The 13408-nt window shown below is 69.7% G+C and carries 10 protein-coding genes; 2 read left to right on the forward strand and 8 right to left on the reverse strand.

Annotation, left to right across the window (positions count from 1 at the left end):
• Both H5J26_RS01535 and H5J26_RS01540 read right to left on the reverse strand, forming a co-directional pair.
• Positions 1-942 (reverse strand): thiamine pyrophosphate-binding protein (locus tag H5J26_RS01535; RefSeq protein ID WP_268932959.1); only part of this gene is annotated, 942 nt, incomplete at its 3' end.
• 74 nt (positions 943-1016) lie between these two features.
• The gene (locus H5J26_RS01540) at positions 1017-2492 is read right to left on the reverse strand and encodes an MFS transporter (RefSeq protein ID WP_181763804.1); all 1476 of its coding nucleotides are present in this window, start codon (positions 2490-2492) and stop codon (positions 1017-1019) included.
• 144 nt (positions 2493-2636) lie between these two features.
• Between H5J26_RS01540 and H5J26_RS01545 the strand changes: the two genes are divergently transcribed.
• Positions 2637-3398, forward strand: coding sequence for an IclR family transcriptional regulator (locus H5J26_RS01545; protein ID WP_181763805.1), 762 nt, complete (start codon positions 2637-2639; stop codon positions 3396-3398).
• A 148-nt stretch (positions 3399-3546) separates the two neighbouring features.
• Positions 3547-4287 carry a hypothetical protein gene (locus H5J26_RS01550; RefSeq protein WP_181763806.1) on the forward strand — a complete coding sequence of 247 codons (741 nt, stop codon included), beginning with the start codon at positions 3547-3549 and terminating at the stop codon, positions 4285-4287.
• Positions 4288-4543: 256 nt separating this feature from the next.
• On the opposite strand, the gene ppdK is transcribed toward H5J26_RS01550, so the two are convergent.
• The 6 genes from ppdK to H5J26_RS01580 all read right to left on the reverse strand — a co-directional run bounded on the left by ppdK (position 4544) and on the right by H5J26_RS01580 (position 13380).
• Positions 4544-7246, reverse strand: a complete 2703-nt coding sequence (gene ppdK, locus H5J26_RS01555) for a pyruvate, phosphate dikinase (protein WP_181763807.1) — start codon at positions 7244-7246, stop codon at positions 4544-4546.
• 408 nt (positions 7247-7654) lie between these two features.
• Entirely contained in the window at positions 7655-8542 is an 888-nt protein-coding gene (locus H5J26_RS01560) for a Gfo/Idh/MocA family oxidoreductase (protein ID WP_309237739.1), read from the reverse strand.
• Between the two features lie 73 nt (positions 8543-8615).
• On the reverse strand, positions 8616-9821 hold the full coding sequence (locus H5J26_RS01565; RefSeq protein ID WP_181763808.1) for an ROK family protein: 1206 nt from the start codon (positions 9819-9821) through the stop codon (positions 8616-8618).
• A gap of 7 nt (positions 9822-9828) precedes the next feature.
• Positions 9829-10695 (reverse strand): carbohydrate ABC transporter permease, encoded by an 867-nt coding sequence (locus H5J26_RS01570; RefSeq protein WP_181763885.1) that lies wholly within the window; start codon positions 10693-10695, stop codon positions 9829-9831.
• 142 nt (positions 10696-10837) lie between these two features.
• Entirely contained in the window at positions 10838-11902 is a 1065-nt protein-coding gene (locus tag H5J26_RS01575; RefSeq protein WP_181763809.1) for a carbohydrate ABC transporter permease, read from the reverse strand.
• 56 nt (positions 11903-11958) lie between these two features.
• Positions 11959-13380 (reverse strand): ABC transporter substrate-binding protein, encoded by a 1422-nt coding sequence (locus tag H5J26_RS01580; RefSeq protein WP_181763810.1) that lies wholly within the window; start codon positions 13378-13380, stop codon positions 11959-11961.
• Between the last annotated feature and the right edge of the window lie 28 nt (positions 13381-13408).

The raw sequence follows: 13408 nt of genomic DNA on the forward strand, positions 1-13408 counted from the left end.
TCCGGCCACCACCGCCAGGTCCACAGGCGCCCGGTGCGCCTCGGCGGGGTCGTCGGTGACGAGGGCGAGCCGGATGCCGCCGCGTACCAACGGGCCGGTCTCGTAGGGGTACTGCCGGAAGACGGGCGCACCGACGCTGAGCACGAGGTCGTACGGGGAGAGCGTCTCGCGCAGACGCGTACGGTCCGCCGGGAGATGCCCGGCGAAGCACGGATGGTCCTGGGGGAATCCCGCCCGGGCGCCGAAGGACTCCTGCCAGACGGGGCACTCGAGCCGCTCGGCGAGGAGCGTCAGTGCCTCCCAGGTCTCCGGGTGGTCCGCACCCGCGCCCACGACCAGCGCCGGAGCGGCGGCGGAGTCGAGCAGCCCGGACACCTCGCTCACGGAAGCGGTGTCGACCGCGGGAGGCAGCCGCAGCTCTGCGGGTGCGGGGAGCGGCACGTCCTCAGCGGGCTGCGCCCAGTCGTCCATCGGCACGATGACGAGGGCCGGGCCCCGGAGCGTACGGGCGGCGTGCGCGGCACGGGCGACGGCTCCGGGGACGTCCTGGGCGCGCGGAGGCGTCTCCGTCCGTACGGGATAGTCGCCGGCCAGCTGCTCCAGGCGGCCGGCGAGGAACGGCTCCTGGACGAGGTGCCGCCGGTCCTGCTGCCCGACGAGAACGACCAGCGGGGCGCGGTTGACGCGGGCGGTGGACAGAGCGCCGACGGCGTTGCCCAGCCCCGCCGTGGTGTGCAGCAGCGCGAGCGCGGGTGCGTCGCGGGCGAGGGCCCAGCCGGTGGCGGCCCCGACGACGGAGCCCTCGTGCAGTGCGAGCACGAATCGGATGTCGTCGGGGAGACCGGCGAGGAACGGCACCTCCGTCGAGCCGGGGTTGGCGAACACGGTGGTCAGGTCGTGCCGGCGCATCACGTCGAGCGCCGCCTCACGGACGGTGGGCATGGGTGTGGAGCTCCTGGTTCCTTGTGACTTCCGGTGCGGAAGGGCACCGGTGTGCGGCCTTGCGACGCGCGGCGTCAGACCTCGGCCGGCGGCCGGTAGCGGACCTGGGTGAGGATGCAGAACCCGACGACGACGATGGCCGCGTCCATCCACACGGCGGCCGTCCAGTCGCCGGTGCTGTCGCGGAGGACACCGCTGATCGCCGGGGAGAGCACGGCGCCCATCTCGCCGATGAGGTTCTCCATGCCGAACGCGGAGCCGCGCAGGCGCGCCGGCGCGAGCTCGGCGGTCAGGGCGTGGCCCACGGGCTGGAGCGCGTTGAAGAACAGGCTCGCGGTGAACAGGAGCAGACCCATCACCCACAGGGACGGGTGCGCGGCCGCACTCAGGTACCAGGCGAAGGCCACGGTCAGCACGGCCTGGATGCCGGTGAAGGTCAGCATCATCTCCTTGCGTCCCCAGCCGCGGCGCAGCCCGTAGTCCGAGAGCCAGCCGCCGGCCGGGAAGCCGAGGATGCCCGCGCCCGCGTTGAATCCGGCGGTCAAGGCAGCGCTCATGAACGAGGAGTCCGCCGCACCGGCCACGATGGAGACCGACCAGAAGCTGAAGAACCACAGGTTCCACAGGATGGCGATGTTGCAGATGTAGAGCAGGAACAGGTCCCGGTTCTTGATCACCGGACCGATCTCCGTGCCCTTGCGGGCCAGCGCGAAGAGCACCAGGCCCACGGCGAGGGCCACTTCGAGCAGTGCGATCCACAGCTCGGACAGACCCGCGCTGGTGCCCAGCCAGTAGACGGCCATGACCAGGGCCAGCGAGACGGCGGAGTACGCGCCCAGGTGCAGGGTCGCGCGGCTCAGCCCGCCGAGCGTGAGGTGGGAGCGGAACCACCAGGCGACGATGCCGCCCACGACGATGGTCGCCAGACCCAGCACCCAGAAGACCATCCGCCACGCCTCGACGTGGGCGAGGAACATCTCTCCGAACGCGACGAGTTCCGGCGTGAAGACGATCGCGATGGTGATGCCGAGGGAGAGACCGGTGATGACCACGCCCATAGCCAGACTGCGGTCGCGCTCGGGGGTCGTGGCGGTGATCAGCGTGCGGTCGTTGGAGTAGAACGCGCCCTCGCCCAGACCTGTCACCACACGTACGACGATGAAGGCGACGAGACCGCCGATGAAACCGGTGAGCATGGTGGCCACACCGGCCCACAGCAGGCTGACCACGATGAGGGTGCGGTGCCCGTACCGGTCGCCGAGGTAGCCGCCGGGGAACTGCGTGAGCATGTAGCCCGCGAAGAAGAGGCCGCCGACGAGACCGCCGAGGGCGTGCGGGTTCTCCGCGTCGGCGAGGAAGCCCACACCGTTGTCGATCATCCAGGTCACGACGGGGCCGGTGACAGCTCTGTCGGCGGCGCTCACGGTCCATCCGAGAAGCAGCAGGACCCACAGCGTGTGCCAGGAACGCCAGCCGCGGCGCTCCTGGGAAGTCTCCGCGGTCTCCGTACTCTGCTCGGCTGAAGAGGGGTCTCCCGGTACGGCCTTCATGGTTTCTCCGTCGGCGGTTGGTGCGGTACGTCAGCGGTTCGGTGCGGTGCCGTGCGCCCGGCGTCCGTCCAGGTCACGCCGAGCCGACCGTCAAGCTAGGCTCACGGAGCGGGGTGCGGAACACATGGGAGTATGTTTTCTGCTATGTCGAACAACCATGCCGACGCCTACGCCGCCAGCTCGGTCGACAACGCTCTGCGCACCCTCGTGTATCTGCGTGGACACCAGCAGGCCCGCGTCACGGACATCAGCGATCACTTGGGTGTTGCCCGGTCCACGGCACACCGGCTGCTGACGACGCTCCGCGGCCACGGCTTCGTCGAGCAGGAACCCGGCAGCCGCCGCTACCGCCTGGGCCCGGTGCTGCTCGGCCTCACGCGCGGAGCCGTGGACGAGCAGAGCCTCGTCCAGGTCGCTCACCCGCACCTGGTGCAACTGCGGGACGCCGCAGGCGAGACGACCAACCTCCTTGTCCTGGACGGGCCGGACTCGCGCTTCGCCGACGGCGTCGAGGGCACGCACCCGCTGCGCGTGGGCACGCGCACCGGCGACCGCGTTCCCGCGTACGCCACCGCCGGGGGAAAGGCACTGCTGGCCGAACTCGCCCCGGAGGCGGCCCGTACGCGCTACCGCCGCGGTCTGACCCGGCTGACCTCGGAGACACTGACCGACCTGGAATCCCTGACCAGTGACCTCGCCCTCTCACGGTCCCGCGGCTACGCGCTCAACATCGACGAGAGCGTCACCGGCGTGCACGGTGTCGGCGTCCCGGTCCGCGACCGCTTCGGTACGTGCCTGGCAGCGGTGACCGTCTCCGCCCCCAGCACCCGCCTCGACCTCTCACGCGCCGCCGAACTGGCCCCGCTGCTGCACCGCACCGCCGAGCGGATCGGGGCCGAGCTGTAGACGACGGGAGCGGCCGGGCCTGGGGGGTGGGACCGGTCCGGAGCGGGTCTTCGGTGCGGATACGGCCGAAAGCCGCCGCGTCACAACGCCCGTACACGGAAAGCCTCTCCGCGGCCAGCAGCGGGTCACGAACAGGAGGGCATCAAGCGTGGCATTCGGCATCGAGCGGTTAGCCGTGGCAGTCAAACACCTCACTACCCAGGTCACTGACATCAGCAGCGCACTCCGAGACGGATTCGCCGAAACCCGTAACCTCGTCAGCGAAGCCATCACACACACCCGAACAGACCTCGGCACCCGCATCGACGACACTCGCCGCATCAACGAAGCCAACAGCCGCGACGTGGCAACCGTCCGCCGAGAACTTGCAGAGCTGCACGCTCTGATCGAGGGTTGGCGCGCCGACTCAGCAGAGGCGCGCAGCGTTCAACCGGCCGAACCCGAGCTCTTCGACAACAGCCCCCATGCAGGCGAAAACCAGCCGCACCATGACCTCCTCGCCCAAGCCGCCGGCGTAGCGAACGCCGAACTCGTCTGCCACCGCGACACCTGGGCCTTCCTCACTGAACGAGCAAGCCAGGGCGAGCATTTCCGAATGCCTGTCGACATCACCCACACCGACAGCGGCACGGTGCAAGTCGAACTCTCCGGTCGCAGCCTCATCGCCATCTCCGACGCACTTTGGCAAGTCACACAAACACCTGGCACCCCACCAGGCACCCACCACCTCGCCGCACAGGCCTACAACCGCATCCATGGCTCGCTCGCCGACAGCAACACAAGCCAAGTCGGGAACGTCATCCGCATCGTCATCGACGATCGTCGACCGAGCGAAGCCAGCAGCGACGGCTCACGCCAACGCAAGCTGAGCCCAGCCACAGACAGTTGACGGTTCGGCGCCCTCTTCGGACTCAATGCGTTATCCAGGGCAGTCGACCCGACTGGCCCGGGTCGCGACGAACGGTGTCCGCTCAGAGTGAAGGGGGCGGCACCTCCGCACAGGTGCCGCCCCCTTCGGGTCCCCGGTCCGTCCCGCCGCCGGTGAGGTGGGCGGGCGCGGGACGGTCCAGGAAGACCGGTCCCTCTCGGCCTACGGCCGGGAGGTGTCCTCAGGGCGCGCTGAGGACAGTTGAGCCGGACGCGGCTCAGTTCGCCGCCGCGCGCCCCGCTTCCAGCCTCGCGACCGGGATCCGGAACGGGGAGCACGAGACGTAGTCGAGACCCACGTCGTGGAAGAAGTGCACCGAGTCGGGGTCACCGCCGTGTTCGCCGCAGACGCCGAGCTTGAGGTCCGGGCGCGTGGCGCGGCCTGCCTCGACGGCCAGGCGTACGAGCTCGCCGACGCCTTCCCTGTCGATGGTCTCGAACGGCGAGACCCCGAAGATCCCCTTCTCCAGGTACGCGGTGAAGAAGCTGGCCTCCACATCGTCCCGGCTGAACGCCCACACCGTCTGGGTGAGGTCGTTGGTGCCGAAGGAGAAGAAGTCTGCGGACTCAGCGATCTGACCGGCTGTCAGCGCGGCGCGAGGCAGCTCGATCATGGTGCCGAGCGTCAGCTTCAGGTCAACGTCGTGCCGCTGCTCGACCTCGGCGATGACGGTCTCGGCCTCCTCGCGGACGATCTCCAGCTCCTGCACCGTGCCCACCAGCGGAATCATGATCTCCGCACGCGGGTCACCGCCGCCGGCCTTGCGCTCGGCCGCGGCCTCGGCGATGGCGCGCACCTGCATCGTGAACAGGCCGGGTACGACCAGGCCGAGCCGTACGCCGCGCAACCCCAGCATCGGGTTCTGCTCGTGCAGCCGGTGGACGGCCTGGAGGAGGCGGAGGTCGTTCTCGTTGGCGTCCTTGCGGGACTCCGCCAGAGCCACCCGCACGGAGAGCTCGGTGATGTCGGGCAGGAACTCGTGCAGCGGCGGGTCCAGCAGCCGTACGGTCACCGGCAGCCCGTCCATCGACTCCAGGAGCTCGACGAAGTCGCCCTTCTGCAGAGGCAGCAGGGACTCCAGCGCCTCCTCGCGCTCCTCCTCCGTGTCGGCGAGGATGAGCCGCTCGACCAGGCTGCGGCGCTCGCCCAGGAACATGTGCTCGGTGCGGCACAGGCCGATGCCCTGCGCGCCGAACCGCCTTGCGCGGGAGGCGTCTTCGGCGTTGTCGGCGTTGGCGCGCACCCGTAGCCGCCGCACGCTGTCCGCGTAGGCCATGATCCGGTGGACGGCCTTGACCAGCTCGTCCGCGTCGTCTGCGCCCGCGTGCATACGGCCCTCGAAGTACTCGACGACCGGCGAGGGCACCACGGGTACCTCGCCCGCGTACACGCGTCCGGTGGAGCCGTCGATCGAGACGACGTCGCCCTCCTCGATCACCCGCCCGTCGGAGGCCTTCAGGCGCCGCCGCTTGGTGTCGACCTCCAGCTCCTCCGCGCCGCACACGCACGTCTTGCCCATGCCGCGTGCGACGACGGCCGCGTGCGAGGTCTTGCCGCCACGCGAGGTGAGGATGCCCTCGGCGGCGAGCATGCCGTCGAGGTCGTCGGGGTTCGTCTCACGGCGGATGAGGATGACCTTCTCGCCGGAACGGGACCACTTGATGGCGGTGTAGGAGTCGAAGACCGCCTTGCCGACGGCCGCGCCCGGCGAGGCCGCGATCCCCCAGCCGATCTCGTCGGCGCCCTTGACCCCGCCGTTGCTGTCGAAGCGCGGGAACATCAGCTGCGCGAGCTGGTTGCCGTTGACGCGCTGCAGCGCCTCGGCCTCGTCGATGAGGCCCTGGTCCACGAGCTGCGTGGCGATGCGGAACGCGGCTGCGGCGGTGCGCTTGCCGACGCGGGTCTGGAGCATCCAGAGCTTGCCGCTCTCGATGGTGAACTCGATGTCGCACAGGTCCCTGTAGTGCGTCTCCAGGGACTCCATGATCTGCATGAGCTGGTCGTACGAGGACTTGTCGAGCCGCTCGAGTTCGGCCAGCTGCACGGTGTTGCGGATGCCGGCGACGACGTCCTCGCCCTGTGCGTTCTGGAGGTAGTCGCCGTAGACGCCCTGCTGGCCGGTGGCGGGGTCGCGGGTGAAGGCGACGCCGGTGCCCGAGTCGGGGCCGAGGTTGCCGAAGACCATGGAGCAGACGTTGACGGCCGTGCCCAGGTCGTGCGGGATGCGCTCCTGGCGGCGGTAGAGCTTGGCACGGGCACCGTTCCACGAGTCGAAGACCGCGGTGACGGCGAGGTCCATCTGCTCGCGCGGGTCCTGCGGGAAGTCCCGCCCGGTCTCCTTCAGCACCAGGCCCTTGAACTTCTCGGCCAGCGCCTGCATGTCGGCCGTGTCCAGCTCGACGTCGCTCCTGGCGCCCTTGAGCGCCTTGGCCTGCTCGATCGCCTCGGAGAAGACCTCGCCGTCCATGCCCAGGACCGTGTCGCCGAACATCTGGATGAGGCGGCGGTAGGAGTCCCAGGCGAAGCGCTCGTCACCGGACTTGGATGCCAGCCCGTGCACGGATTCGTCGGAGAGCCCGATGTTGAGGACGGTGTCCATCATTCCGGGCATCGAGAACTTCGCGCCCGAGCGCACGGAGACGAGCAGCGGGTCGTCGGCCTGGCCGAGCTTCTTGCCCATCTTCTGCTCGAGCGCCTCGAGATGGGCGCTCACCTGATCGCGGAGGGCGACGGGCTCCTCGCCGCGGCTCAGGTACTCCTTGCACGCCTCGGTGGTGATCGTGAATCCCGGCGGGACGGGGAGACCGAGATTCGTCATCTCGGCGAGATTGGCCCCCTTACCGCCGAGGAGGTCCTTGAGATCCTTGTTGCCCTCGGTGAAGTCGTAGACGAACTTCTGCGTTGCTTCGTGATCCGGCACGGGACTCGACCCCTCGCGAACGGCTGCCCTGACGGCGGGGAGCGTACCCAGATCGAAGGCACAGAGGTACGTCAGGCAGTGCGCCAAAGGGCGGTAACCACCCGTCCGCCGTGGATCGAAGGCGGCAGCTGTCCCATCTGGCCTCAAAGATCAACTCCATGAATCGAAGCGGTGACTCCGCATCGCGACGGAATTCGAGTCATCGAATACGTGGAGTCATCTCCGGGTTCGGAAGGTGAATCTAGGGCCGGTAAAGTCAAGGGCTGCACTTTGGAGACCTGGACTGCACAGGTGAGCGCTCGTTTGAGCGCACCCCTGATCAGGGTGGCGAGAATCACGCGTACGAGGGACCACCCGGTCTCATGATGCGGACGACGATCTCGCTCATCGGCCACCGGCGCAGGCCCGTCAGTCCGCCCGGACCACCTGCTCCAGCAGTTCCTGCAGCCGGAGCCCGCGCCGGGCGTCGAGGTCCGGTGAGCACCCGTCGCGTACGGCGGTCGCGAACTCCCGGCGCAGCACGGGCCAGCCGTCGTCGAGGTCGAACTCCGCGGTGTCGTAGACGAGTTCCTCCTGCTCCCCGTACAGCTCCACACGGGTGCGGCCGCGAGGCAGGCGCACCGCCCCGGACAGCGACGCCTGGCTGACGGCACCGCCCTCGTGCTCGCAGGTCAGCTCGATCCAGCGGCGTGAGTCGCCCGTCCCCCGCACGGAGACGATCGGGCCCACCGCCAGGTCGAGCAGGTCCAGCAGATGCGGGCCCAGGTCGAGCAGCGCGCCGTGCTCCAGGCGCCAGGGCGTGGCCTGTTCGCCGCCCAGGAAGGCGCCGTGCAGATAGCAGGAACGGGCACCCGTGACCTTCAACTGCCGTGCGCGGCTGAGGAATTCGCGGGTCGCCGGGTGGTACCGCTTGCTCAGTACGAGCTGGGAGACGGTGCCGTTCGCGGTGACCGCGTCGGCGACGGCACGCGCCGACGCGAGATCGAGCCCGAGCGGCTTCTCGAGCAGCAGGGCGCGGCCCGCCTCGGCCGCCCGTACGGCCAACTCCGCCTGCACGGAAGGCGGTACCGCGAAGGCCACCGCCTCGCAGACGTCGAGGAGTTCGTCGAAGGAGGCGACCGGGGTCGCGCCGTAGGGAGCCGCGACCTCCGCCGCGGCCTCGAATCTGCGCGCCCACACCGCGACCAGCTCCGTCTCCGGCCCCGCCGCCAGCATGCGGGCGTGCATGGTGCGGGCCCAGGGCCCGGCTCCGACGAGGCCGACCCGTATCGGGTCGCCGGTCCACGGCTCGGTCACGAGGGCTCCTTCGATACAGGGGTCGGCAGAGGGGATGAGGGTGCGGAGAAGGGGGGTTGGGGGCCCTGGTGGATCAGCCGGCGAGGGAGGCGAGGCGTGCGTCGGCGCGGTCCGGGGCGTAGAGGTCCTCGACGACCATGGCGGCCGCGCCCGCGAGCCCCGCCCGTTCGCCCAACTGCGAGGTGACGACGCTCAAGTGGGCCGTCGTGCGGGGCATCGCGCGCTGGTAGAGCAACTCCCGCACGCCGGTGAGGAAGGGCGCACCCGCCAGGTCCCCCGCGATCACCAGCACGCCCGGGTTGAGCAGGGTGACGACCGTGACCAGCACCTCCCCCACGCGGCGGCCGGCCTCCCGCGCGAGCCGCACCGCGTCCGGATGCCCGGCAGCCAGGTGCTCGCGCACGCCCGAGCCCGAGGTCACCTCGATGCCCGCGTCCGTGAGCTGTCGGGCCAGTGCGCGACCGCTGGCGACCGCGGCGAGGCAGCCGTAGGAGCCGCACATGCACAACGCCTCGGGGCAGTCGTGCAGACGGATGTGGCCGATGTCGCCGGCGCCGCCGTCGATCCCGCGGTAGAGCTGGCCGTCCACCACGACGCCCGCGCCGATGCCGGTGGAGACCTTGACCAGAAGGAACGCCGCGCAGTCCTGGTGCCCGGCACGCTGCTCGGCGTAGGCCATCAAGTTGGCGTCGTTGTCGACGAGTACGGGGACCGGGGGAACGGTGCCGTCGACGTGCCGGGACCATGCCTCCTGAAGCCGTTCCCGGATCGGGTAGGCGTCCCAGCCCGGCATGATCGGCGGCTGGATGACGAGGCCGGAGGCCCAGTCGACGGGCCCCGGCACGGACAGACCGATGCCGCAGACCCGTTCGGGGGCGGTACCGGACTCCTTCAGCAGAGCGGCGAACCACTGTGCCAGCCGGTCGAGTACGGGATCGGGGCCGTCGGCGATGACCAACTCGCCGGAGCGTTCGGCCAGTACGGTGCCGGCGAGGTCGAGCACCGCGGCGCTCGCGTGCCGGGTGCCCAGGTCCGCTGCGAGGACCACGGCGTGCTCCGCGTCGAACTCCAGCCGTGTGGACGGGCGTCCGCCGGTCGAGCCTTCGACGGGTGCCGCCTCCCCTTCACGCAGCCAGCCCGCAGCGAACAGCTGGTCCAGGCGGTGTCCGACAGTCGACCGGGACAGCCCTGTTGCCCGCTGAAGGGCGCCGCGCGTGGTGGCTCGCCCGTCGCGGATCAGCCGCAGCAGGTGGCCCGCGCTCGCCTGGTTCCCGGTCATCTACTCCTCAGCTCTTGTCCGCACCGCTGGTCAGGCCCTCGGTCAACAGCCTTTCAGCGGCGAGGAAGAGGACGACCACCGGGATGGTCAGTACCACCGATCCTGCCATCAGAACGGTCTTGGACACCTCGATGCCGTTGGCCAGCTGCTGCAGGCCGAGGGAGACGGTCCAGTTCTCCGGGGTCGCGGCGAGGAAGAGCAGCGCGAAGAGGAACTCGTTCCAGGCGATCATGAAGATGTAGAGGCCGGTGGCCATCAACGAGGGTGCCGCGAGCGGCAGAACGACCTTGCGGATCGTCTGCAGCCGCGAGCAGCCGTCCAGGGCGGCCGCCTCCTCGATGCTGTAGGGGATGGTCGCGAAGTAGTTCCTCATCATGTAGATCGAGACCGGCACGGTCTGTGCGATGTAGACGATCGCGAGCCCGACGAGGCTGCCCTGAAGGCCCATCCTGGCGAACATCACGAACAGCGGCACCGCCAGGAGGGTCGCCGGGAAGAGGTAGACCGCAAGGAAGAGCGCGCTCAGGTGCCGTCCGCCGAAGAAGCGCAGCCGGCTGACGGCGTACGAGCCGGGGATGGCGGCGAGCATGGTGAGCACCACGGCGCCGATCGAGGCGAGCGCGGAGTTGGAGAGCATGCCCAGGAATCCCTGGCCGCCCTCGGACGTCGGCTTGAGCACTTCCTCGTACGTGCTGAGGGTGAACTCCTGGGCGCTCACCCAGAGTCGGCCCGGGTCGAGGAGGAGCGCGTCGATGGGTTTCACCGACAGCAGCAGCATGTAGTAGAAGGGCGCCAGCGTGATCACCGCCAGGAAGGCGATCACCACCCAGCGCAGCACGCCGAAGAGCCGCTCCTCGAACTGCGCCCGGCTCATGGGGATCGATGCACGGCTCATGACGCCTCTCCCGCATTCGCCCCCAGAGCTGCCGCCCGGGTGGTGCCCCCTTCTCCGCCCGCACGAGTCAGAGGCGCGGGCATCGCGTGCGTCTGCCGCCGGGTGGTTGTGCGCGCGTCGCTCATGAATCCTCCTGGACCTTCTTGCCGAAGAACGTGAAGTACAGGCCCAGCAGCCCCATGAGGACGACGGCGAGGACGAGTGCCTGGGCCGCAGCGGCGCCCACGTCGAAGCGTGCGGTGAGGAAGTCGTAGACCCGCACGGCCACCACGTCGGTGCCCGAACCGCCCCCGGTGAGCAGGTAGACGTCGTCGAACTTGTTGAACGTCATGATGAAGCGCAGCACGCACAGCAGCGCGATGACGGGCATCAGCTGCGGAAGCAGCACGTGGCGGAAGCGCTGGGTCGGGGCGGCGCCGTCCACCTTCGCTGCCTCTTCCAGTCCGTCCGGTACCGCTTGGAGGCGGGCCAGCAGGAAGAGGAAGGCGAAGGGGAAGTAGCGCCAGGTCTCGAAGCCGATGACGGTCAGCAGAGCCAGCGGCACCTCGAAGTGCAGCCCGAGCAACGAGACTTCGTGGGACCGGCTGGAGAGGAAGGCGATCGGCTCGTCCCAGCCGAGCAGCTTGGCGCCCCACTCGTTGATGATGCCGAACTGCGGGCTGAGCGCGATCTCCCAGACGAAGGCGACGGCGACGACGGGCGCCACGTACGGAAGCAGCATCGAGCCGCGCACCAGGCCGCGGCCTCGGAAGGGCTTGCGCAGCGCGAGGGCGGCGATCAGACCGAGTGCGATCGAGCCGAGGGTCGAACCCGCCGTGTAGAGCAGGGTGGTCCACAGGCTGGTCCAGAAGCCGGGTGAGCCGAAGACGTCACGGAAGTTGTCCAGCGACCAGTTGCCCAGCAGGCCCATGCCCTGGATGTCGACGAGCCTGGCCTCCTGGAAGGCGAGCAGCACGGTCCACAGGATGGGCAGCACGACGACGACGCCGACGACCACGACGGTGGGCGTGACGAAGGCCAGACCCGCGCGGTTCTCCCTGTCGGCCCGGGTGAGCGGGCGGCCGCGGCGGCGAAGACCGCTCTTGCGGCCGGGTCCGTGCGGGGCCGAGCCCCCTGCTCCGGGGCCGTCGCCCGGACTGGAGGCACCGTCCGGTGCGGTGTTCGCGGGTTGCTTCGCCAGGGACATGTCTGCGTACCTCGGGTGTGTGCGGACCTCGACTGCCGTACGTGGGAAGCGGCGCTTCACTCCAGTGACCGGCGCAGGGCGTCGACCTCGTCGTCCGCCTCGCGGGCGGCCTCCCGGGGCGAGGTCTGGCCGCTGGTCATGGCGGAGACCGCCTTGGGGACGGGGAGTTCGCCGTTGGTGGCGCCGACGAGGGCGCCTTCGCCCTGGGTGATGCCCCAGCGCCGCATCACGCTGATGCCGTCGGCGAGCTGGCCCAGGAACTCGTCGGGATAGATGGAGTTGAGCGGCTTGCGCACGGTCGCCTCGACGCCGAGCCGGCTGCTGCGCCAGGCGCGGATGTACTTCTCGGGGTTCTCCGGAGTGCCCTTGCGGACGGGGATCTTGCCTTCGGGCGCCATCCCGAACCAGTCCTCGTACCCGTCGCTGAGCATGTACTCGATGAAGGCGCCGGAGGCCTTCGTCTCGGCGGTCTTCGTCATCGCCCAGGAGGTGATCTCGCCGAACTGGACCGGCTTCTCCCCATCCGGCCCCTTGAGGGCCGTGGTGATGCCGCTGTTCTCGGCGAGGAAGGCGCGGTTCTTCTTGCACTCCGGGCAGTTGGGCACGGCGTCGGCACGCTGCCCGGAGAGCTCGTCGAGCAGGAACGAGGACCACACGATCATCGGGGACCTGCCCGCGAAGTACGTGGCGCGGGTCGTGTCCACCGTCTGGGTGCCGCTTGCGCCGTGTTCGCGTGCGAGGGAGTCATACGTGGCGAAGGTGCGGCGGCAGGCGGCCGAGTCCAGCGCAACCTCGTCCTTCTCGATCATCTCGCAGCCGTTGGCGAGGGCGATGTTCTCGAAGCTCTGCTGGGTGAAGGGGTCGGCGGGGTCGGTGGCCAGCGATATGCCGTTCATGCTGCCGCGGTCGAGCTTCTTCGCGGCCCCCTCGACCGTGGCGTAGCTGTCGGGCGCGGGCAGTCCCGCCTTCTTCAGCAGGTCCTTGCGGTAGACGAGGAGTTGGAGCCACGCGTCGGAGGGGACGGTGAGCCGTGTGCCGCCGTCCGAGGTCAGCTCGAGCGCGTTGGCGTTGAAGGTGTCCGGGTCCAGGTCCTCGACGATCTCCGCGGGGGCCTTCGTGTTGAGCAGCCCGTTGCCGTACATCTGCCAGGCCTGACCCATGGGCAACGACCCGATGACGTCCGGGAGTCTGCCGGCGGCCGCGGCAGACATGATCAGCTGCGGGAGCTGGCCCTCGTCCACGCCGACGAGCTCCACCTGCACGCCGCTCTTCTTCTCGAAGCGGGCGACCGTCTTCTTCTCCGCCGCCATCCGCGCGGGCAGGTTCTCCAGCGTCCAGACCGTGATCTTGCCGTCCGGCTTGTCCGGCCCCGTACCCGCCTTCGCGGAGCAGCCCGCCAGCAGCGCGGCGCCCAGAGTTCCGGCCAGGGCGGCCGCGGTCGCCCGCCTGGCAGCCGACCGCCGTGTCCACATCCGCATGCCTCGTCCTCACCGACTTCCGCTTTCC

The sequence above is a fragment of the Streptomyces albidus (ex Kaewkla and Franco 2022) genome, assembly GCF_013870515.1.
Classification (GTDB): Bacteria; Actinomycetota; Actinomycetes; order Streptomycetales; family Streptomycetaceae; genus Streptomyces; species Streptomyces albidus.